This is a genomic window from Sphingomonas sp. AC522 (assembly GCF_979258125.1).
In genome coordinates, this window is sequence record NZ_OZ409836.1 from 2632824 (window position 1) to 2652507 (window position 19684).

21 protein-coding genes and 1 tRNA gene are annotated in these 19684 nt (G+C 64.8%); 12 read left to right on the forward strand and 10 right to left on the reverse strand.

Annotation, left to right across the window (positions count from 1 at the left end):
• Positions 1-60: 60 nt before the first annotated feature.
• The 3 genes from ACZZZM_RS13135 to ACZZZM_RS13145 form a co-directional block, all read right to left on the reverse strand.
• Positions 61-888, reverse strand: a complete 828-nt coding sequence (locus ACZZZM_RS13135; RefSeq protein ID WP_463595535.1) for an alpha/beta hydrolase — start codon at positions 886-888, stop codon at positions 61-63.
• 76 nt (positions 889-964) lie between these two features.
• A complete protein-coding gene (locus ACZZZM_RS13140; protein ID WP_463595536.1) occupies positions 965-1285 on the reverse strand; it encodes a hypothetical protein in 321 nt (106 codons plus the stop codon).
• On the reverse strand, positions 1282-2031 hold the full coding sequence (locus ACZZZM_RS13145; RefSeq protein ID WP_463595537.1) for a queuosine precursor transporter: 750 nt from the start codon (positions 2029-2031) through the stop codon (positions 1282-1284). The genes ACZZZM_RS13140 and ACZZZM_RS13145 overlap by 4 nt, the downstream gene beginning before the upstream one ends.
• A gap of 57 nt (positions 2032-2088) precedes the next feature.
• On the opposite strand from ACZZZM_RS13145, the gene ACZZZM_RS13150 reads away from it, so the two are divergent.
• Both ACZZZM_RS13150 and ACZZZM_RS13155 read left to right on the forward strand, forming a co-directional pair.
• Positions 2089-2165, forward strand: a tRNA-Arg gene (locus ACZZZM_RS13150).
• Between the two features lie 152 nt (positions 2166-2317).
• On the forward strand, positions 2318-2848 hold the full coding sequence (locus ACZZZM_RS13155) for a dihydrofolate reductase family protein (RefSeq protein WP_463595538.1): 531 nt from the start codon (positions 2318-2320) through the stop codon (positions 2846-2848).
• Between the two features lie 40 nt (positions 2849-2888).
• Here ACZZZM_RS13155 and ACZZZM_RS13160 read toward each other — a convergent pair whose 3' ends face one another.
• Complete coding sequence (locus ACZZZM_RS13160) at positions 2889-3119, reverse strand: hypothetical protein (protein WP_463595539.1); 231 nt, start codon at positions 3117-3119, stop codon at positions 2889-2891.
• A gap of 96 nt (positions 3120-3215) precedes the next feature.
• Between ACZZZM_RS13160 and ACZZZM_RS13165 the strand changes: the two genes are divergently transcribed.
• Positions 3216-4361, forward strand: coding sequence for an aminotransferase (locus tag ACZZZM_RS13165; RefSeq protein ID WP_463595540.1), 1146 nt, complete (start codon positions 3216-3218; stop codon positions 4359-4361).
• Here ACZZZM_RS13165 and ACZZZM_RS13170 read toward each other — a convergent pair.
• Positions 4358-5059 (reverse strand): L,D-transpeptidase family protein, encoded by a 702-nt coding sequence (locus ACZZZM_RS13170; RefSeq protein WP_463595541.1) that lies wholly within the window; start codon positions 5057-5059, stop codon positions 4358-4360. The genes ACZZZM_RS13165 and ACZZZM_RS13170 overlap by 4 nt on opposite strands.
• Positions 5060-5324: 265 nt before the next feature.
• Here ACZZZM_RS13170 and ACZZZM_RS13175 point away from each other — a divergent pair, with 265 nt between their 5' ends.
• The 3 genes from ACZZZM_RS13175 to ACZZZM_RS13185 all read left to right on the forward strand — a co-directional run bounded on the left by ACZZZM_RS13175 (position 5325) and on the right by ACZZZM_RS13185 (position 8672).
• Positions 5325-6029, forward strand: coding sequence for a murein L,D-transpeptidase catalytic domain family protein (locus ACZZZM_RS13175; RefSeq protein ID WP_463595542.1), 705 nt, complete (start codon positions 5325-5327; stop codon positions 6027-6029).
• 88 nt (positions 6030-6117) lie between these two features.
• Entirely contained in the window at positions 6118-6621 is a 504-nt protein-coding gene (locus tag ACZZZM_RS13180) for a CinA family protein (RefSeq protein ID WP_463595543.1), read from the forward strand.
• Positions 6579-8672, forward strand: coding sequence for an NAD(+) synthase (locus tag ACZZZM_RS13185; protein ID WP_463595544.1), 2094 nt, complete (start codon positions 6579-6581; stop codon positions 8670-8672). The genes ACZZZM_RS13180 and ACZZZM_RS13185 overlap by 43 nt, the downstream gene beginning before the upstream one ends.
• Before the next feature lie 27 nt (positions 8673-8699).
• Here ACZZZM_RS13185 and ACZZZM_RS13190 read toward each other — a convergent pair whose 3' ends face one another.
• Complete coding sequence (locus ACZZZM_RS13190; RefSeq protein ID WP_463595545.1) at positions 8700-9716, reverse strand: oxidoreductase; 1017 nt, start codon at positions 9714-9716, stop codon at positions 8700-8702.
• A 47-nt stretch (positions 9717-9763) separates the two neighbouring features.
• Between ACZZZM_RS13190 and ACZZZM_RS13195 the strand changes: the two genes are divergently transcribed.
• Positions 9764-10981: a cysteine desulfurase-like protein gene (locus ACZZZM_RS13195; protein WP_463595546.1), complete on the forward strand. Its 1218-nt coding sequence runs from the start codon at positions 9764-9766 to the stop codon at positions 10979-10981.
• Between the two features lie 128 nt (positions 10982-11109).
• Here ACZZZM_RS13195 and ACZZZM_RS13200 read toward each other — a convergent pair whose 3' ends face one another.
• From ACZZZM_RS13200 to ACZZZM_RS13210, 3 genes are read right to left on the reverse strand one after another with little or no spacing between them, the layout of a single operon-like run.
• Entirely contained in the window at positions 11110-12459 is a 1350-nt protein-coding gene (locus ACZZZM_RS13200) for a Gfo/Idh/MocA family protein (RefSeq protein WP_463595547.1), read from the reverse strand.
• A gap of 14 nt (positions 12460-12473) precedes the next feature.
• Positions 12474-13625, reverse strand: a complete 1152-nt coding sequence (locus ACZZZM_RS13205) for a Gfo/Idh/MocA family protein (RefSeq protein ID WP_463595548.1) — start codon at positions 13623-13625, stop codon at positions 12474-12476.
• A gap of 10 nt (positions 13626-13635) precedes the next feature.
• Positions 13636-14079 carry a cupin domain-containing protein gene (locus ACZZZM_RS13210; protein WP_463595549.1) on the reverse strand — a complete coding sequence of 148 codons (444 nt, stop codon included), beginning with the start codon at positions 14077-14079 and terminating at the stop codon, positions 13636-13638.
• Between the two features lie 167 nt (positions 14080-14246).
• On the opposite strand from ACZZZM_RS13210, the gene ACZZZM_RS13215 reads away from it, so the two are divergent.
• Positions 14247-15629, forward strand: a complete 1383-nt coding sequence (locus ACZZZM_RS13215) for a hypothetical protein (protein WP_463595550.1) — start codon at positions 14247-14249, stop codon at positions 15627-15629.
• Here the strand turns inward: ACZZZM_RS13215 and ACZZZM_RS13220 are convergent.
• On the reverse strand, positions 15626-15955 hold the full coding sequence (locus ACZZZM_RS13220; protein WP_463595551.1) for a hypothetical protein: 330 nt from the start codon (positions 15953-15955) through the stop codon (positions 15626-15628). The genes ACZZZM_RS13215 and ACZZZM_RS13220 overlap by 4 nt on opposite strands.
• A gap of 472 nt (positions 15956-16427) precedes the next feature.
• On the opposite strand from ACZZZM_RS13220, the gene ACZZZM_RS13225 reads away from it, so the two are divergent.
• The 4 genes from ACZZZM_RS13225 (at position 16428) to lexA (ending at position 19673) form a co-directional block, all read left to right on the forward strand.
• A complete protein-coding gene (locus ACZZZM_RS13225; protein WP_463595552.1) occupies positions 16428-16823 on the forward strand; it encodes a hypothetical protein in 396 nt (131 codons plus the stop codon).
• Between the two features lie 122 nt (positions 16824-16945).
• Positions 16946-17629, forward strand: coding sequence for a hypothetical protein (locus ACZZZM_RS13230; protein WP_463595553.1), 684 nt, complete (start codon positions 16946-16948; stop codon positions 17627-17629).
• 124 nt (positions 17630-17753) lie between these two features.
• Positions 17754-18938 carry a molybdopterin molybdotransferase MoeA gene (locus ACZZZM_RS13235; RefSeq protein WP_463595554.1) on the forward strand — a complete coding sequence of 395 codons (1185 nt, stop codon included), beginning with the start codon at positions 17754-17756 and terminating at the stop codon, positions 18936-18938.
• 57 nt (positions 18939-18995) lie between these two features.
• The gene (lexA, locus tag ACZZZM_RS13240) at positions 18996-19673 is read left to right on the forward strand and encodes a transcriptional repressor LexA (RefSeq protein WP_463595555.1); all 678 of its coding nucleotides are present in this window, start codon (positions 18996-18998) and stop codon (positions 19671-19673) included.
• Positions 19674-19684 lie beyond the last annotated feature (11 nt).

Below are 19684 nucleotides of genomic sequence, written 5' to 3' on the forward strand. Positions count from 1 at the left end.
TACCACCGCTTCGCGGCAGTCCCCCTCCCCCGCTTCGCGAGGGAGGAATTGCCGATGTCGCTAAAGCCGCGCCTCAAGCCACGCCTGTATGTCTCCCATCACGCTCTCCTTGCCGTAATCGGCGAGCAGGTCGTGATAATGACCTTCGTACAGCTTGAGCGTCTTGTCCGCCGAGCCGGCGGTCTCGTAGAAGAACTTGCTCCCCGCCGGCATCGTCGCCTTGTCCTCGGTTCCGTGCATGATGAGGAGCGGGATCGTCACCGTCGGGAATTCCACGCGCATCCGGTCCGCCGCATAGAGCAACGCTGCCACGGTTGCCGCGGGTTGTTTCTCATTCTGCGTGTAGGGATCCTTATCGAGCGCCGCGACCCAGGCCGGGTCGCGCGAGAAATCCTTGTTGTGGAGCTTGAGCACACCCAGCTTCGGAACGATCCGCCCGAGCAGCTTGATGATCTTCAGCGCAAAGGCGGGCGCCCGCACCTGGAAGGCGAAGCTTTCGCAGATGAAGCCGTCAATCTCGTGCTGGTGATCGAGGACATAAAGCGAACCGGTGACTCCGCCGGCACTGTGCCCGAGCAGGAAGACCTTGAGGCCCGGATGCGCGGCCTTGGCCAGCGCGATCGTGCCAGCCACGTCGCTGGCATAGTCCCCGGCGTCCTCGACATAGAAGCGCCGCCCCTCCGAACGGCCGCGCCCACGCAGATCGAGCGCGAACACCGCATAGCCGCTCTCGACCAGCCGTTCCGCCGCCCAGAGATATTGCCCTCCATGCGAATTAACGCCGTGGCAGATCACCACGACTGCGCGCGGCGTGCCTTCGGGTATCCAATGGCGGTAGAAAATCTTCAGCCCGCCTTTGCCTTCGAACACCGCGTCGGTCGCCGCCATCGTCCCGCACTCCCTTGCTGAAGAGCAAGACTGTTACGAAGCTGCAACGATGCGCAAGTGCGGACTGTGCAACTGCTCAGCGCGTGCGTTCGAACAGGCCGGTAAACCGCGCCAGCAACAGGATCGCGCTGGGCCAGAACATCGTGTTCCACACGTCCTTCCAATTGCCCCACAAGTCGACGCGGGTGCGATATACGCCACTGTCGCGAAGGTCCCAGGCCTCTCCGATCAGCGCTACCGCCAGCACTATTGCCCAAGGCTTCCAGCTGCGCAGCGGCCATTTGAATGCCAGCGCGATGCCGAAGAACAGCAGCAGCCCGACATAGATGTGCAGCGCATCCTTCGCGAGGCTGAAATGCTGGACCAGCCAGTATTTGACCGCCTGAAGCGGGCTCATACGCGCGCAGTGAAGGGCGTGAAGTCGGTGCCTTCGTCGAACACGTCCACACCCTCGCGGCGCTTGAGGAAACCGACCACTGCATAAGTCACCGGCGTCAGCACGACTTCCCATGAGACCTTTAGCACCCATTGCGTGAACATCACGGTGATTACCAGATCGGTGGTCCAGCCCTCTGCCCACAGAAAGGCGAGCGGATAAAAGATCAGACTGTCGATCCCCTGCCCTGCGATCGTCGATCCGATCGTCCGCGCCCACAGCATCCGGCCCTGTGTCCAGATCTTCATCCGCGCGAGCACATAGCTATTGACGAATTCGCCCGCCCAAAAGGCGCAGACCGAGGCCAGCACGATGCGCGGCACCTGTCCGAAGATCGTCTCGTACGCGGCCTGGTTGGTCCAGTTCGGCGCGGGCGGCAGTGCCACCACCACCCATGACATGAACGCCATGAAGAGCACCGCGACCGTCCCCGCCCAGATCACCCGCCGCGCGCGGGCATAACCATAGACTTCGGTCAGCACGTCGCCGATTACGTACGAGATCGGGAAGAACAATATGCCCGCCCCGAACGGCCACCAGATGTCGAACCCCGGCAGCCACACCTGGGCGACCTTGCCCGCACCGAGGACATTCGACAGCAGGATGATCGCGACGAACGCGGCCATCACAAAATCGAAATAGCGGAAATGGCCCCCGGCCACGTCCCGCGTGGCGATCTGGGCCGGCCTGGCTTCCCCGTTGCTCATGGCCTGAGTTTATCGCAGTTCCACGCCCGCGCAATCCGCGCTAACGAACGGCCGCGCGCGCCCGTAGCTCAGCTGGATAGAGCACATGCCTTCTAAGCCTGTGGTCGTTGGTTCGAATCCAACCGGGCGCGCCAAGTTCTTGATTCTGTAGAGTAGTTCAGCGGCTCTGGCGGACGCGCGGTAAAGACGGAGACTTGGCGCGGGGTAACGTGGAAGCCCCCGGACGCTCAACATAGGCAGCATAACGCTGCTGCACGCGGGTGACGAAGGGTGGAGAGGGAGTGGGATGGCCAAGCTCGTATTCGGGATGAACCAGTCGCTTGACGGCTATGTGGATCATAACGGGTTTGCGCCCGACCCTATCCTCTTCCGCCACTTCATCGAGGAAGCCCGCGGGCAAGTTGGCAGCATCTACGGGCGCACGATGTATGAGATCATGCGTTATTGGGATGAGGACCAGCCCGAATGGGATGCAGACCGCCATGCCTTTGCAGCGGCCTGGCGCGCGCAACGCAAATGGGTGGTTTCGCGCACGCTCAATGCAGTCGGCGCCAACGCGGCGTTGGTCGAGGGCGACCTCGAGGCCGCCATCCGCAAGCTCAAGGCCGAAGAGCAGGGCGAGATCGAAGTCGCCGGCCCGAACCTGGCACGAACCCTCACCGAGCTGGGCCTGATCGAGGAATATCGAATCTACCTGCACCCCGTGGTGCTCGGCCAGGGCGCACCCTATTTCGCCGGGCCCCGGCCGCCCTTGCGCCTGGTGAGTTACGATCGGATCGGCGCAGATGTGCTCCGCCTCGTCTACGTTCCGGCCTGACTTCCTGCATGCGGCGAGTCAGGCCGCGATCTTCAACCTGTCAGCGCCGGCCGCCGCGCCAGTAAAGCAGGCCTGCGACGATCGCGGCGGAACCGATGCCGATCGCGGCGCCCATGCCGAGATGGCGTGCGTTGGCAGAGCGGCGCTCCTTCGCTTCGGTAAGCTCGCGGGCGGCCTTCAACGCTTCGCCGCCCTCGTCATGCGCGTGCGGCGCCTCTTCGATCGGATAAGGCGATTGATTGGCTTCGGGAACGGGCGGTGTGTGGCTCATGACGGTCCTTTGTAACGCGAGTCACTATAACGGCTCGCTAATGCGGCGGTTTCGTGTGGCCTTGCAAGCCGCCGCGCAGGAAGCGCAAAAGAGCGCATGAACCCGCTTTATGCCGGCATGGGCACCACCATCTTCGAAGCCATGTCGGCCCGCGCGCGAGAGACCGGCGCGATCAATCTCGGCCAGGGCTTTGCCGACGGCCGCGGCCCCGAGGCAGTACTCCGCGCCGCGGCCGATGCGCTGCTCGAAAAGTCGAACCAATATCCGCCCATGCCCGGCCTGCCGGAGCTGCGCCGTGCCGTCGCGGATCATTATGCCCGCCACCAGGGGCTGAACCTGTCTGCCGACGAAGTGATTGTGACTTCGGGCGCGACCGAAGCGCTCGCCGCCGCGATCTTCGCGATCGTCGCGCCGGGCGACGAAGTGATCTGCTTCCCGCCGCTCTACGACGCCTATGCCCCGCTGATCCGCCAGGCGCGCGGCGTGCCGGTGTTCGTGCGTCTCGGGCCGCCCGAATGGCGCGTCGATCCGGCGGCGCTAGAGGCCGCAGTGACCGCCCGCACCAAAGCAGTGCTGCTCAACAACCCACTCAACCCCAGCGCAACCATGTCGAGCGCCGCCGAACTCGCCGCGATCGCCGATTTCTGCGTGTCGCACGATCTGCTCGCGATCTGCGACGAAGTCTGGGAGCACGTCACCTACGACGGCGCCCGGCATCTCCCGCTGATCGGCTTCCCCGGCATGCGCGAGCGCAGCGTAAAGATCGGCAGCGCCGGCAAGATCTTCGCGCTCACTGGGTTCAAGGTCGGTTGGATGTGCGCCGCCCCGCCCCTCGCTCGCATACTCGCCAAGGCGCACCAGTTCCTGACCTTCACGACCCCGCCCAATCTGCAATGGGCAGTCGCCGAAGGTCTCACGACGCAGGACGAATGGGTCCAGGCCGCCCGCCACCGCTTCCAGGCCGGGCGTGACCGGCTGCAAGCCGGGCTGAAAGCGGCGGGCCTGGTCACCCTGCCGAGCGCCGCGACATATTTTCTATCGGTGGACCTCGCCGCCTCGGGCGTCGCGCTCGACGATGTGGCCTTCTGCGAGCGGCTGATCGAAGCCGGCGTCGCCGCGATCCCGGTCTCCGCCTTCTATCCGCAGGATCCGGTCACTAGCGTCGTCCGCTTCTGCTTCGTCAAGGAAGAGGCGACGCTCGATGCCGCGATCGAGCGCATCGCCGCGGCAAGCTTGACCTAGCGCAACCCCGGCGGGATCGGCTGCACCACTTCGCGCGCCGGCCCCGTCACCCACGATGCCGGCCGGCTCTTCGGCGGATCTCCGCTCATCGTCACCATGTTGAACGAATCCCCGCCCAGCCGGTTGGCGTCCCCGATCAGCACGGGCGCGGGCTCGGAGAAGCGATTGTCAGCCGGATCGTCGATATAGTCATCGACCACCGACACCTGCCCGCCCATCGCGGTCAGGTCATAAAGCTTGCGCGCGAATTCCTTGGGCAGCCGGATGCAGCCATGCGAGGCCGGATAGCCCGGCAGATGCCCGGCATGGAGCGCGATCCCGTCCCAGGTCAGCCGCTGCATGTAAGGCATCGGCGCGTTAGAATAGAGGTTCGAGCGGTGGAAGGTCTTCTTCTGCAGAATGGTGAACTCGCCGACCGGCGTCTCGCGCCCTTCCGAGCCGGTCGAAACCGTCGACACCGCGATCAACTCCCCCCCGCGATAGACGAAGGCACGCTGCTGCGGCAGGCTCACCACGATCGAAACCGGGCTGCCGATGCTCGCATTCTCGAAATGCGGATACCAGACGAATTGCCCCGGCTTGAGCGACTCCGACGAAGGCCGCATCGTGTCCGACGCGCTCACCTGGGCCGCGGCGGGCGTGATCGGCAGCAGGGCGGCGCCGGCAAGCAAGAAGGCCGCAATCAAGCCGGTACGCATCGAGGGAAGTCTCCAGAGCATCACCCGAAGCGCCTGCCCCGGATTTCGATACCTTAACGAAATTAACCTGATTTAGTGCCGTTGCCGAATCATCGACGACGAAAGATCGACAGGCATACGTTTGCTGGCTCGATCCGCGATCAAAAGGATGAACCGGGCAGGAGATGCGGCGAAGCGTCGGACTTGGGACAGTTGTTCAGCAAAAGGTGCGGGAACAGTCTGTTATAAGGTCGGCAGGGGATTTGGTAGCGGGCAAATCAATACGATGCACAATCTGAATTCGGCGCAGACGCGTCGCACGATGTTGAGGTCGGCCTTTGTGATGGCCAGCGGTGCTGCAGTTTCGGGTTGCGTTTCGCGCGTTCAGAGCGCGCTGGCGCCGACGGTTCCGGTGCCGGCGTATGTGCCCCCGATCCCGGCGGCGCCCGCTGCGGCCAAGGCCGCCCCGCGCACGCCGCTCGGCATCCGTCCCGAACTCTTCAAGCGCGCCATCGCCGCGCTCGATCGCCAATCGATGCGCGTTCCCTCGCACGATCGCATCGCCATCGCCGATTTCTCGAGACCCTCGCATCTCCCGCGCCTCTATCTGGTCCATCTCGGCCGCGGCGAAGTCGAGAGCTTCCTCGTCTCCCACGGCATCGGCTCGGATCCCGAGCATACCGGGCTGCTCCATCGCTTTTCGAACCAGGTGAACAGCGAAGCGACCTCTGAAGGCGCCTTCCTCACCGCCGATTATTATGTCGGCAAGCACGGCGATTCGCAGCGGCTGATCGGGCTCGATCCGACCAACAACAATGCGCTCGACCGCGCCATCGTGATCCATTCTGCCTGGTACGCGAACAGCGACATGATCGCCAAGCACGGCAAGCTCGGCCGCAGCCAGGGCTGCTTTGCCGTCGGCGAGCACGAGCTTGCCAAGGTGTTCGAGCGCCTCGGGCCGGGCCGGATGATCTACTCCGCCAAGGTCTGATTTCGGCAACCCCTGCCAGCACAACGCGTTAGCTCTCCCTCACATGCTCGGGCTGGCACCGCCGCCGCCGAGCGATTAGGGACGTTCCATGAGCGAAACGCTGTCGCCCGTATTGCCCGACCAGGTCGATGACGCGGCTCGCGCGCTGCTTGAGCGTGCCTGCGACCGCGAACTCAGCATCGCGACTGCCGAAAGCTGCACCGGCGGGCTGCTGGCATCTCTGCTCACCGATGTTGAAGGCGCGTCGCATGCCTTCGAGCGCGGCTTCGTCGTCTACACCAACGGGGCCAAGTCCGAACTGCTCGGCATACCGCTCGATCTGATCGAGGGTGCGGGCGCCGTCAGCGAAGCCGTCGCCCGCGCCATGGCTGAGGGCGCGCTCCGGGCGAGCAACGCGCAGATTGCACTCTCGGTCACTGGCTTTGCCGGCCCAGGCGCGCCCGGCGACGAGCCCGGCCTTGTTCATTTCGGCTGCGCGCGCGATGGCCGCCGGACCGCACATCGCGAAGAGCATTTCGGCGATATCGGCCGCGGGCCGGTCCGCATCGAATGCATTCGCGTAGCCCTGGAAATGCTGGACGAGGCGCTGTGACCCATCCATTTTACTCGCTTCACCGCCAGGGAATGCTGCGCACCGGCGTCTGCACCCCGATCGCTACGGCAGGCGATCCAGCCACCAATGCCGAGGGCACGATCGCGCTGGCCAGGCAGGGCGATGCGATAGGCGCCGACCTGCTGGTCTTCCCCGAACTCAACGTCACATCCTATGCGATCGACGATCTGCACTTGCAGGACACGATCCTCGACGCGACCGAGGCGGGCATCGCGGCGATCGTCGCGGCGAGCATGGATCTCAAGCCCGTGCTGCTGGTCGGCGCAGCGCTGCGGCGGAACGGCCGCGTTTATAATACGGCGGTCGCCATTGCGCGCGGGCGCATCCTTGGAGTCGTCCCCAAGCTCTATCTGCCCAATTACCGCGAATATTATGAGAAGCGCTGGTTCGCGAGCGGTGCCGGGCTTACCGGGCTCCAAATCGAAGTGGCGGGCCAGACCGCGCCCTTTGGCACCGACCTGATCTTCGCCGCCAGCGACCTGCCCGATTTCGTCTTCCACATGGAAATCTGCGAGGATTATTGGGCGCCTCTGCCGCCCTCGACGCATGGCGCGCTCGCGGGCGCACTGGTGCTGGCCAATCTCTCGGCCTCGAACATCGTCATCGGCAAGAGCCGCGAGCGGATGATGCTGTGCGCGTCGCAATCCGCCCGCGCCGTCGCCGCCTATCTCTATTCGGCCTCGGGCCCAGGCGAGAGCACGACCGACCTTGCCTGGGACGGCGAAGGGCTGATCTACGAACTCGGCGAATTGCTCGCCGCAACCGAGCGCTTCGAGCTGACCACCGAGATCGTCTGCGCCGATGTCGACCTCGAACGCCTCCGGCTCGAGCGGATGCGGATGGGCACGTTCAACGATTGCGCCGCCGCCAATGGCCATCCCGAGACCCGCTTCCGCCGCATCGCCTTCGAACATAAGCCGGATTTCGCCGATCGCGGCCTGATGCGCACGATGCGCCGCTTCCCCTTCGTGCCCAACACCCCCGCCAAGCTCGCCGAGGATTGCTACGAAGCCTTCAACATCCAGGTCGAGGGCCTGCGCAAGCGCATCGAATCCACCGGCACCAAGCACCTCGTCATCGGCGTCTCGGGTGGCTTGGATTCGACCCACGCACTGATCGTCGCGGCCAAGGCGATGGACCGGCTCGGCCGCCCGCGCTCGGACATTCTCGGCTTCACCATGCCCGGCTTCGCGACCGGCGATGCGACCAAATCGAACGCCTGGAAGCTAATGAACGCGCTCGGCGTCACCGGCGAGGAAATCGACATCACCGCCACCGCGCGCCAGATGCTGGAGGAAATGGACCATCCCTTCGCGCGCGGCGAGAAGGTTTACGACATCACCTTCGAAAACGTTCAGGCCGGGTTGCGCACCGATTATCTCTTCCGCTTGGCCAACCAGCGCGAAGGTTTCGTCGTCGGCACCGGCGACCTCTCTGAATTGGCGCTTGGCTGGTGCACCTATGGCGTCGGCGATCATATGAGCCATTACGGCGTCAATGCCGGCGTCCCCAAGACGCTGATCCAGTATCTGATCCGCTGGACGCTCGACACCGGCCAGTTCGAAGGCGAAGCCGCTGAGACCGTCCGCGCGATCCTCGATACCGAGATTTCGCCCGAGCTCGTCCCCGCGGATGCCAGCGGCAAGATGCAGAGCACGCAGGACCGCATCGGCCCTTATGAGCTGCACGATTTCTTCCTGCATTATGTGATCCGCCACGGCCTCAAGCCGTCCAAGATCGCCTTCCTCGCCTGGCATGCGTGGAAGGATGCAGAGGCGGGGCGCTGGCCGATCGGCTTCCCCGAGGACGGGCGCAATGCCTATGATCTCGCGACGATCCAGAAGTGGCTCGAGACCTTCCTCTTCCGCTTCTTCCAGACCAGCCAGTTCAAGCGCTCGGCGCTGCCCAACAGCCCCAAGGTCTCCGCCGGCGGATCGGTCAGCCCCCGCGGCGACTGGCGCGCGCCGTCGGACGGCGTGGCGCGGCCGTGGCTCGATGAGCTCAAGGCGGGTTTGCCGCCGCTCGGCTGATCGATCGCGCCCACTAATCCGAGAGCATTACAGGCTAACCCGCCGCCCTTCACGCGAGCTAAGGCGGGCCAGCTCCATGATCCGCAGCCCGAGCATCGCATCCCCCGCACTCACCGGCGGCGGTGTACCGGCAACAATCGCTTCCCCCACTCCCGAATAGAACGCACGATAATCCCCCTTATCGGTCGGCACTGTCTCAACCGTCCCGTCCCCGCCAGTCAGGACCCCATAATCGGCCGCATCCTCCACATGCGTCCCCGGCTTGCCGCCCGCCTTCATCACCGGCTCCTGCGGATCTAGCCCGTATTTTACGAAGCTCCCCGCCATCCCATGCAGCGAAAAACGCGGCCGCGACTTCGCCACCAGACGCCCCGCCGACAGGACCATACGGCGCTTCCCGTAAAATAGCGCGATCTCGAAATAGTCGTCGGTCACTGCGCCTGGCCGCTGCACCTCGACGTCCGCGATCAGCGCTTCGGGCACGCCAAACAGCACCAGCGCCTGATCGATCAGATGCGGCCCCAGATCGGCAAGGATTCCCGATCCCACCTCCGGCTTGTCGCGCCACGCACCGGTAACTTCGGGCCGAAACCGGTCCCAGCGCAGCTCGGCCAGCATCACCTCGCCCAGTCGCCCGCTTTCGATCACCCGCTGCACGGTGAGGAAGTCGCCATCCCAGCGCCGATTGTGAAACGCGCACAGCACCAGCCCCCGCGCCTTGGCGAGCGCATCAAGCTCCTCCGCCTCGGCCACCTTGTTGGTGAAAGGCTTGTCGATCACGACATGCTTCCCCGCAAGGAGCGCAGCCTTCGCCAGCGGGAAATGGCTGTCATTGGGCGTCGAGATCGCCACCAACTCGATCCTCGGATCGCCGATCAGCGCCGCCGCATCGGTCGCGGCGGCATCCGGATAGCGCGCATGCACCTCCGCCTCCCGCGAAGTCGCGACCGCCGCCAGCTCCAGCTCGGGCACCGCGTCGATCAGCGGCGCATGGAACGCCATCCCGCCGAGCCCATAGCCGATCAGTCCGGTGCGGATGGCCATCGAGCATCTCCCTTTTGCGCGGCGCGAAGCCGCTCTATGCCACCCACATGGACTTTCCAATCAGCGCCGTTCGCGGCCAGTTCGCGGCACTCTCGGACGACCGCGTCTATCTCGACGGCCCCGGCGGCACCCAGATCTGTCGCCACGCAGTCGATCGCATGGTCGCCCACCTCGCCAGCGGCACCGCCAATTCGGGCGGCCCCTTCCGCACTTCCATCGAGACCGATGCCCTGAGCACCGAAGCGCACCAGGCAATGGCCGATCTGCTCGGCGGCCAGCCGCACGAAATCGCATTCGGCCAGAACATGACGTCGCTCACCTTCGCCGTCTCGCGCGCTCTCTCCGCCAAATGGCAAAATGGAGACGAAATAGTCCTCACCCGCCTCGATCACGACGCTAACGTTTCCCCCTGGCTCCGCGCCGCCGAGGACCGCGGCGTCACCGTCCGCTGGCTCGATTTCAGCCCCGAAACCGGCCGCTGGAAGCTCGAAGAACTCGCCGGACTTCTCCGGGCCAACACCCGCCTCGTCGCCCTCGGCATGGCCAGCAATGCCCTCGGCACGATCAACCCTGTCGCCGAAGCCATCGCAATCGTCCGCGCACACTCGGAGGCCCTGGTCTATGTCGACGCAGTCCAGTCGGTCCCCCACCTGGTCACCGATGTCGCCGCGCTGGGCTGCGATTTCCTCGCCTGCTCCCCCTACAAATTCTTCGGCCCGCACCAGGGCGTACTCTGGGCCAAAGCCGATGTGGTGGAGCGAGTCCGCGCCTATCACGTCCGCCCCGCCGGCACCCACGGCGCGCACCGCTTCGAGACCGGCACGCCCTCCTTCGAAAGCCAGGCCGCAGTGCTCGGCACGATCGAATATCTCGAATGGCTGGGCGGCGAGATCGACCCGCAGGCCAATAGCCGCCGCGCCCGCCTCATCGCCGCGATGGAGGGAGCGACACGCTACGAAAATGCGCTCGGCGACCGCCTCCTCGCCGGCCTCGCCACAATCCCCGGCCTCAAGCTCTGGGGCCCGCCGACGATGCAAGGCCGCGTGCCCACCTTCTCCTTCACGATGGAAGGCCATCACCCCGACGCGATCTGCCAGCACCTCGCCGCCCGCGAAATCTACGCATGGTCGGGCCGTTTCTACGCCGTCGAAGTCACCGCCCGCCTCGGCCTCGACGAAGCCGGCGGACTGCTCCGCGTGGGCCTGTGCCACTACAACACTGAGGGCGATGTAGACCGCCTGATCGAAGCGCTCCAGCAACTCTAACCGTCATCCGGACTTGTTCACGGGATCCATCGTACCGCTAGCAATGAAGCGCGAGCTCCTAGCGCATGACCAAACCTCTCGCTGGACCCCGACACAAGGCCGGAGTGACTAATTTTGGCGACGGTCAGTTAAATCGCCCACCGCTCCCGCTGCGGCCGGCTCAGCATCGCATTCGCCGCATCATCCCCGATGAACTGCTCGGCCTTCGGATCCCAGCGCAACCGCCGCCCGGTCTTCATTGCGATCCAGTGCAACAGGCATGTCGAGCACCCGCGGTGCCCGACCTCGGCCGAGGCGCTCACCGGCACTCCAGTTCGGATCGCGTCTAGCCAGTTCCGATGCTGCTCGGGCGCCTTGTAGAGATGCACTTCGTTCGGCCCGATGACGCTGGTCAAAATCTTCGGATCGCTCGCCTGCAGCGGATCGATCTGCGGCCCGCCCGGATCGCTTGGCGTCACCGCGCCTGACCGCGTGACGAAGATCCAGCCCTTGTCGCCGATGAATTTCACGCCGTTGGGCAGCGCGCCCGAGACCTTCATCGTCACGCCATTGGCATAGCGTGCATGGGTCTCGAACGGCCCGTGCACGTTCCACAGCCCGCTCTTGGGAAACTCCGCGGTGCCCCAGATCTCGACCGGCCCCGAAAGCTCCATCCCCATGCCCCAATGGGCCACGTCGATATGGTGCGCACCCCAGCCGGTGATCATCCCGGCGCCGAACTGCTCGCAGCGCAGCCAGCCGGGCCGATCCTCGAAGCTGTTCTGCGGATGCACCCGCGTCTCGGTATAATAAACCTCTGGCGTAGTCCCCAGCCAGGCATCGTAATTGAGTGCCGAGGGGATTGGCATTGGCCGCGCCTCGGGTCCCGAAGGGTCGCCCGGCAACCCGACCTCGACATGCTTCAATTTCCCGATCCGTCCGTTACGCACCAGTTCGCAGGCGCGGTGGAATTGCGGCCATGGCGATTGCGCACGCTGCTGCGATCCGATCTGCAGCACCCGTCCGCTCGCCTTCACTGCGTCCGCCATAATGCGGCCTTCTGCGATCGTCAGCGAAGCGGGCTTCTGGAGATACACGTGCTTCCCCGCGCGCACGGCATGAACCGCCTGGGGCGCATGCTGGTGATCGGGCGTTGAGATCAGCACCGCATCGATATCTTCCGCGGCCAGCAGCTCGCGATAATCGGTATATCCCCGCGTCCCCGAATAATTCTTGCCAGTGCTCGCCGCATAGCGGTCGTCGACCATCTGCTGCCCCGCCCCCAGCCGCCGCGTATCGACATCGCACACCGCAACAATATGCGCATCGGCATGCTTGTGGACTTCCTTCATGTCATGGATCCGGCTGATCCGCCCCACCCCGATCGCGCCCACATTGATGCGGTTGCTCGGCGCGTTCTGTCCAAACACGCTGGCCGGCACGATCATCGGCGCGGCGACCGCGGCGGACTTCAGGACGTTGCGGCGGGTGAAATTCATCTGGGCGCTCCCCTTCAGGCCGTCATCGGCCGCGTGGCATTCTTCTGCGCGATCAGCACCAGTTCCGCGGCAAGCAGCGCCTGCGCCTGGTCCTGCGCCACGCTCGTCCGCTCGACCACATCGGTCACCAATTGCGGCCCGAACGGTAAATTGACCTTCGAGCAGTCGACATATTTGACACCGCTCTTGTCGGCCATCAGCAGATGATTGCCCCCCGCCCGCCCGGCGACATCGATGTATTTGCGCAGCTCGATATAGCCTTCGGTCCCGAGCAAGAAGAGCCGCCCGTCTCCCCAGGTCGGCAGCCCCGCCGGCGTGAACCAGTCGACTCGGATATAGCCCGTCCCACCATTGCCGGTTGCGACCATGTCCCCGAAATCCTCGAACTTGGGCTTGTCCTGCCACGCGAAATTGCCGGTCTGCGAAGACACCACCTTGGCGCTGGTCGAGCGCGTGTAGAACAGGAACTGGTCCGCTTGGTGGCTGCCGATATCGGTCAGGATGCCGCCATAGCGCGCCTGGTCCCAGAACCAGTCCGGCCGCCCCTGCCCCACGCGGTGCGGCGCCAGGTTGACCGTCTGGATCACCTTGCCGATCGCGCCCTGCTCCACCAGAGCGCCCGCCTGCACCGAAGCCCGCGATTCGAGCCGCTCGGAATACATGATCGCAAACTTGCGCCGCGTCTCCTTCACCGCCCGCCGCACATCCGCCAGCTGCTTCAGCGTCGTGATCGCCGGCTTGTCGCCCAGATAATCCTTCCCCGCGCGCATCACCCTGATGCCCAGCGGCGCGCGCAGATCGGGGATCGAAGCGCTCAGCACCAGCTTGACGGTCTTGTCGGCAAGGATCTCTTCCTCGTTCCGCGCCAGCTTCGCCCCCGGATAGCGCTTGCCGAACGTCTCGATCTGCGTGGGATCGGCCGAAAAATAGAGCTTGAGCGTCCCCCCGCCGCGGATCACCGCGTCGCACATCCCATAGATATGCGCATGGTCCATCCCGATCGCCGCAAAGTCGATCCGGTGCTTGGCGCTCGGATCGGGCCCCGAAGGCGCCGTCTCGGAAGAAGGCGCATTCCCCGAGGCGACGCTCTGCGCGAGCAGTTCGGCGGGCAGCCCCGCGGCAATTCCGGCAAAAGTCCCTCCGGCGAGCAACGAGCGGCGGTCCATCCTTACATCCTCATTTGGCGGGGGTCGCGGGGGTCTTCCAGTTGATCACATGATAAGTCGTTGGCGTGTCACCGACATTGCGCAGCGCATGCGGCGAATTGCTCGCATTGAAGATAACCGATCCCGGCCCCAGCCGCTTCCAGTCGCCCCCCGAAAGCACTTCCACAATCCCCTCGCGGATGATCACCAATTCCTCATTGGGATGCGTATGCGGCGGGTGCGACGACAGCCCCGGATTGAGCGTGGTGACATGCATCTCGAGCTCGTCGAGCGTTGCGGTAGGCTGGCGGATCAGGTTCCGGATCGCGCCGACATCGGTCGTCTTGACCGCCATCTTGTCCCAGTCGAACACCGCAGGGCCGAGCTTGTCATGCGATTGCGCAAGCGCTTTTATGCCCAATGCGCAAGATGCCGCCATAGCAGCCACTGCAAGGTCCCGGCGCGTAAAGGCCATCGCGTCTCTCCATCCCGCGCGGATGCTACCGCGTCGGCCCATCAAGCTTAGCCAAAAATCCGGGCGTGAAAACCCCAATTGTCTGAGAATATCGACTCCCCAGCGCTCACCTCCGCCTCAACCTTACAGCCTATTAACCAAAATGAAGCGGCTGGTCGGCTAGTCCAATGGCGATGCCCGCCAGCGACGATCCCAGGACTCCGCAGACCGCGGCCGTGGAAACCGGCGTGCTGCGCGGCCTGATCTGGGCAGCCTTAACCGCGGCAATCCTCGCCCTCGGCGTCTTTCTGGCATTCCTCGCTCTTTCCCATTCGAGCCTGCGCACCAGCCGTGCGGCGCTCGCCGCCCCCATAAATGCTGCCTTCGCGGATAAGACCCTCGATCCGCAGGCAAGCTGGCTGCACGGCAACACCGTAATCGGCACGCATCAATATAATGACTGCCTGATCCTGTTTCAGACGATGGATGACCGCGCACCTGACCGGCTTCGGGCCGTCAGCCCGTTGTCGGTGCCGGTGGATACCGACAATGCCTGCGGGGTCCTTGCCGACTTCGCTGCAGGCAAGATCGAGCCGCCGACGCGACACTATCACCAATATCTGCACGCCCACACCATAGTCGCGCGACTGTTGCTGCCGGCGCTCGGCGTGAGCGGGCTGCGTGGCTTCTACAAGCTGCTGCTATCGCTGACGCTGGTCGCAGGTATCGGATATGCGCTGCTAGGCTTGGCGCGAGGGCAGCGCATCGCGGAGCACGTCGCCTGGCTGGCGATATTTCTCGCCTTCTCCCGCTTCTTTGGGCTCGAATCCTTCGGTCAATCGCTCGGTCACGGGCCCGCCGACCTCATTCCGACCGGCTTCCTGCTCTTCCTGCTGCGGGCGTCGGCCAGCACGCCGCTGAAAGGACGCACCGCTATCGCCGCCTCGGCGATTTTCGGGGCGCTGACGATGCAATTCGAATTCCTCACCGGCGGGCTGCCGCTGGGGCTGGCCATCGTCATCGGCGCACTGCCGCTTGCGCTGCCGCGCCAGGCCGACACCGCGACGGTCGTCATCCGCTCGGTGCTGGCCTATGTCTCGGCGATTGCCGCCACCGGACTGGCTAAGCTGGCGCTGATCGCTCTCACGTTCGGTCCGGCCGCGTTGATCGAGCTAGGCCATCAATTCCTGTTTAGAACCGGCCTGAGCCGCGTCTCAAGCCGCGACACGCCCGTCGGATGGCATGAGTTCTTCGACCACATATGGGCAGGGCTAGAATCGCTCACGCCCGGCATGCAGACCTTAGCTCTCGGCACATTATTCCTGGCGATTGCGGCCGGCGGCTGGGCCTATACCCGCCTCCGCACCGAACCGGACCCCGCAACCCGCCTGCGCGCCGTGGCCCTGCTCGGCTCGATGCTCGTCCCGCCTTTATGGATGGTCATCTTCTGGCAGCACACCGCCGAACACGCTTGGTTCATGGACCGCATCCTGGTCTGGATAATCGGAGCCGGCGGCGCGCTATTCGCTCTCGCACTGGCTCCAGGGCCGGAGGAGCGATCGGCAGACTAAAGCGCCATCTGCTTTTCGCACGAAACCACATGGCTTCGCTGTTCGGCAATTACCCGATCCATTCCGGCGCTGCCGGCTACGAGCTCGAAACCCCAGCGAACATTCGCGATTGCCTCCGCGATGTCTTTGTCCGTGGCAGTCGGCAGATGGTGTTTGGCGGCGTCGATATATGGCTTTTCCGCAGCCTTGATAGCCGCAGCCGGTTTGCCGTCTGCCTCCATCGCCACTTCGATGGAAGCGGCGCAGGACAGAAGGTTGCCATAATGCTTTCGCAGCGGAATTTCCTGCCCGTGCAGCATGCCCGCAACCAATACGGTCCAAATCATCTGTCTCTCCCAAGTCGCGGCATGGCGACGGGATAAGTCACACGACGAGTCCCGCTTCGCAAATTACAAATGCAGAGATATCTCGACGATCTCCGGGCAGTGCGCCGAGACCGACAATGCCGCCTGTTCCGGGGGACTCGGTTGCAGGTATCAGTTCGATGGCCCCGAGGAGTCTCGAGATTACCGCTCACGACAATGCTCGATTATTTGATCGCTACCGGCTCTTGTGGACATTTTGCGGATCGAGGATGCTCCCTCAATGAGAGCCTTCCTGCTAGTTCCCGTGGCAATAGCATTATTTGCGTCAGTCTCCGCCGCCGGTGCGCAAAGTAGTCGAGCCAAGCAATCCGGCGGGGGCGGAGACATCACAGAGCCGGCACTGTCAGTGCCGTCCCCCTTGGAGCCTCTGCCGACCGTACGCGAGGGCGCGCGGCGTGTCATATTGCCCGCCCCCTCAGGTCCCATCCCGCACATGGCAGTTATCCCGGCTAACGAAGGCGGGGGGCAGGTCACCCTGCTTGTGCGATGGCGTGACGGTTGGCTGGTCGGCACAGATGCCGGCGAATGGGGAGGAGCGCTTTACATCGCCGGATCCGCACAGCGCACGATGCTCGCCCGGGGAAACGTCATCGGCGGCTTCAGCTGGCGAGGCTATCTATACATTCTGTCAGGACTACAGCATCTCGGACTGGACAAGGGCGAGCTCTGGGAAGTGGACCTGCGCGCACCGAGGCTCGTCCGCCGCATCCCGCTTCCAGCCAAACCCAACGATATTGTTGTCACCAAGGATGAAGTGATCGTCCGCACCGGCCGGGGAGACGTCGCGCTGCTCCGTAGCGGTGAAGCGGTGCCGACACGCACGCACTAGCCCGGCCGAGCGGCGCGTGTTTTCGCAGTGTCCCACAATTGTCGGCGCTCCGCCCTCGCACTGGCTGCGAGATTGGAAGCGCGATCGGTTGCGGACGGGGAGACCCATCGGTAGGCCACGCCATGCGCCAGGCCAGAACCTTCACCGAGACTCTCTTCGCCGAATTGGGGACGGTGCCCCTGCAAGGCATGGCACTAATCCTGGCTGTCAACTTGGTCGGCGGTTTACACGCGCTGTCGCTGTGGTGGACCGGTCGGGCCCTTTCTACTGCGGACGGACTGCTTTTCGCGGCTGAGATGACGTTCGGCGTGATTGCCATATTCGTCAGCACGCTGCGGCTTGCGGATCGCGGGCTATCGATTGCTGCCTTTTTCCGCTTTCTGGCGCCGTTTGTGATCGGGTTGCTGCCCATATTGCTTCCAGCAAGCCTGTTGCTTGCGGCCATGGCAGCTGACTATCGCGGCGGCTGGGTGATCGTCCTCGTCCTGCTTATGATGGCGGGCATTCCGCTCTCGGCGCTGCTGTCAGCATGGCCTCTTGCACAGGCCACGACCCGGACAATTGTCTCACCCCTGCAGATCCTCTCCGGCACCCGCGGACATCGCTGGATGCTCATCGGAGCGAACTACGCGATCGGCGTAGTGAACAAGGCGTCGCCTGACATCCATGGTGCACAAGAGGGGTGGGAGGCACTTCTCATAATCGCCGTGCAGATAGCCATCGGCTTCGGATCGATGATGCTGATGGTGGCGATTATCGCGAGCGCCTGGCGGGCCAGTGGCACGCTAGGAAAAGCCGAGCGCTAGCGACTCAATTGAAGGCCAGTCCAGCTCCGACGATGCTCGCGCCGCTTCGCCGCGCATCCGAGCCCGACGTCCAGCGCGCAAGCCACCCCTTTCGTCTATCGCCACCCTCCCCTAATCGAGCGTGATGCCCGCCCTCCTTCCCGTAGCCGAAGCGCAACAGCGCCTCTTCGCGCTCGCACCCGCGCTCCCGATCGAGCGCATCCCCCTCGCCGAAACCGCAGGCCGCTGGGCCGCCGAGGATATCGCCGCACTCCGCACCCAGCCCGCCGCCAATCTCTCGGCGATGGACGGCTACGCCATCCGCCACGCCGACCTGCCCGGACCATGGCGCGTGATCGGCGAAAGCGCCGCCGGCCGGGCCTTTGCGGGCCAGGTCGAGCCGGGTCAGGCCGTCCGCATCTTCACCGGCGCGGTCATGCCCGCGGGCGCCGATACGGTCATGGTCCAGGAAGAGGCGGCGCGGGACGGCGCGCAACTGTCGCTCGCTGGCGACGGCCCCGCCATATTCGGCCGCAATGTTCGCCGGCAAGGCTTGGACTTCACCACGGGCGACACGCTGATCCGCACCGGCGAGCGCCTCACCCCCGCCCGCGTCGCGCTTGCCGGCGTGGCCGGGTACGGCACCCTTGCCGTCCGCCGCAAGGTCCGCGTCGCCATTGCCGCAACGGGCGACGAGCTGGTCGCGCCCGGCACACCGCTCGCTCAGGACCAGCTTCCCGAAACCAACCGGCTGATGCTCGCATCGCAGCTCGCCGGCCTGCCCGTCGAGATCATCGATCTCGGCATCCTCCCCGATCGCCAGCACGCGCTCGAAGCCGCCTTCCGCGCCGTGCGCGCCGATCTGCTGGTCACCAGCGGCGGCGCATCGGTCGGCGATCACGATCTCGTCCGGCCCGCGCTGGAGGCGGCGGGCGGCACTATCGATTTCTGGCGGATTGCGCTGCGCCCCGGCAAACCGATGATGGCCGGGCGGCTGGGTGACGCCCTGCTGGTCGGCCTGCCCGGAAACCCCGTCTCCGCCTTCGTCACCACCCTGCTCTTCGTCCGCCCGCTAATCGCTTATCTCTCCGGCGCCGCGCATCCACAGCCCCAAACCCGCACCGTCACGCTGGGCGAGCCGCTCCCTGCAAACGATCACCGCAGCGACTATCTGCGCGCCGAATTGCGCGATGGCCAGGCGTTCGCCTCGACGATCCAGGACAGTTCGATGTTGCGAACGCTTGCGCGCGCCGCCTGTCTGATCGTCCGCGCGCCGCATGCTCCGGCGGCGAAAATCGGCGACTCGGTGGAAATCCTTGATCTCGCTTGACAGGGACGCGGAACATTGCATAAACGTTCCCAGTCTGTTCTAGACGGGAGAATTCGGATGCTCACGCGCAAGCAGCACGAGCTGATCTGCTTCATTGCCGACCGCCTCGCCGAGACCGGAGTCTCGCCTTCGTTCGAGGAAATGAAGGAGGCGCTCGACCTCAAATCCAAGTCGGGCGTGCACCGGCTGATATCGGCGCTCGAGGAACGCGAGTTTATCCGCCGCCTGCCCAATCGCGCGCGCGCACTTGAGGTTCTCAAGACTCCCGAGCGCGGTGGCGCAACCGGGAAGGCGGCCGTGGCACCGGTGCAGACATCGGCGTCCGCATCTTCCACGCCTCCCGTTCCGGCAAACGACGTGGTCGAGATTCCCCTTCACGGCCGCATCGCCGCGGGCACTCCGATCGAGGCGCTGGAAGGCGCGACGATGCTCCCCGTCCCCGCGGCTTTGCTCGGCTCGGGCGAGCATTATGCCCTTGAAGTTGCCGGCGATTCCATGGTCGAGGCCGGCATCCTCGATGGCGACTACGCGCTGATCCGCCGCGCCGAGACTGCGCGTGACGGCGAAATCGTCGTGGCGCTGATCGACGATGCCGAGGCGACGCTGAAATATTTCCGGAAGGAAGGCGCGATGATCCGTCTCGACCCCGCCAATCGCGACTATAACCCGCAGCGTTATCGCCCCGATCAGGTGCGCGTGCAGGGCAAGCTCGCTGGTCTGCTGCGGCGCTACTGATCCGCTGGCGG

What these genes read in the sequence shown, in the direction of transcription:
- ACZZZM_RS13135 (WP_463595535.1), bottom strand. Translation starts at nt 888, where the DNA reads ATGGCGGCGACCGACGCGGTGTTCGAAGGCAAAGGCGGGCTGAAGATT.
- ACZZZM_RS13140 (WP_463595536.1), bottom strand. Translation starts at nt 1,285, where the DNA reads ATGAGCCCGCTTCAGGCGGTCAAATACTGGCTGGTCCAGCATTTCAGC.
- ACZZZM_RS13145 (WP_463595537.1), bottom strand. Translation starts at nt 2,031, where the DNA reads ATGAGCAACGGGGAAGCCAGGCCGGCCCAGATCGCCACGCGGGACGTG.
- ACZZZM_RS13155 (WP_463595538.1), top strand. Translation starts at nt 2,318, where the DNA reads ATGGCCAAGCTCGTATTCGGGATGAACCAGTCGCTTGACGGCTATGTG.
- ACZZZM_RS13160 (WP_463595539.1), bottom strand. Translation starts at nt 3,119, where the DNA reads ATGAGCCACACACCGCCCGTTCCCGAAGCCAATCAATCGCCTTATCCG.
- ACZZZM_RS13165 (WP_463595540.1), top strand. Translation starts at nt 3,216, where the DNA reads ATGAACCCGCTTTATGCCGGCATGGGCACCACCATCTTCGAAGCCATG.
- ACZZZM_RS13170 (WP_463595541.1), bottom strand. Translation starts at nt 5,059, where the DNA reads ATGCGTACCGGCTTGATTGCGGCCTTCTTGCTTGCCGGCGCCGCCCTG.
- ACZZZM_RS13175 (WP_463595542.1), top strand. Translation starts at nt 5,325, where the DNA reads ATGCACAATCTGAATTCGGCGCAGACGCGTCGCACGATGTTGAGGTCG.
- ACZZZM_RS13180 (WP_463595543.1), top strand. Translation starts at nt 6,118, where the DNA reads ATGAGCGAAACGCTGTCGCCCGTATTGCCCGACCAGGTCGATGACGCG.
- ACZZZM_RS13185 (WP_463595544.1), top strand. Translation starts at nt 6,579, where the DNA reads ATGCATTCGCGTAGCCCTGGAAATGCTGGACGAGGCGCTGTGACCCAT.
- ACZZZM_RS13190 (WP_463595545.1), bottom strand. Translation starts at nt 9,716, where the DNA reads ATGGCCATCCGCACCGGACTGATCGGCTATGGGCTCGGCGGGATGGCG.
- ACZZZM_RS13195 (WP_463595546.1), top strand. Translation starts at nt 9,764, where the DNA reads ATGGACTTTCCAATCAGCGCCGTTCGCGGCCAGTTCGCGGCACTCTCG.
- ACZZZM_RS13200 (WP_463595547.1), bottom strand. Translation starts at nt 12,459, where the DNA reads ATGAATTTCACCCGCCGCAACGTCCTGAAGTCCGCCGCGGTCGCCGCG.
- ACZZZM_RS13205 (WP_463595548.1), bottom strand. Translation starts at nt 13,625, where the DNA reads ATGGACCGCCGCTCGTTGCTCGCCGGAGGGACTTTTGCCGGAATTGCC.
- ACZZZM_RS13210 (WP_463595549.1), bottom strand. Translation starts at nt 14,079, where the DNA reads ATGGCCTTTACGCGCCGGGACCTTGCAGTGGCTGCTATGGCGGCATCT.
- ACZZZM_RS13215 (WP_463595550.1), top strand. Translation starts at nt 14,247, where the DNA reads ATGGCGATGCCCGCCAGCGACGATCCCAGGACTCCGCAGACCGCGGCC.
- ACZZZM_RS13220 (WP_463595551.1), bottom strand. Translation starts at nt 15,955, where the DNA reads ATGATTTGGACCGTATTGGTTGCGGGCATGCTGCACGGGCAGGAAATT.
- ACZZZM_RS13225 (WP_463595552.1), top strand. Translation starts at nt 16,428, where the DNA reads ATGGCAGTTATCCCGGCTAACGAAGGCGGGGGGCAGGTCACCCTGCTT.
- ACZZZM_RS13230 (WP_463595553.1), top strand. Translation starts at nt 16,946, where the DNA reads ATGCGCCAGGCCAGAACCTTCACCGAGACTCTCTTCGCCGAATTGGGG.
- ACZZZM_RS13235 (WP_463595554.1), top strand. Translation starts at nt 17,754, where the DNA reads ATGCCCGCCCTCCTTCCCGTAGCCGAAGCGCAACAGCGCCTCTTCGCG.
- lexA (WP_463595555.1), top strand. Translation starts at nt 18,996, where the DNA reads ATGCTCACGCGCAAGCAGCACGAGCTGATCTGCTTCATTGCCGACCGC.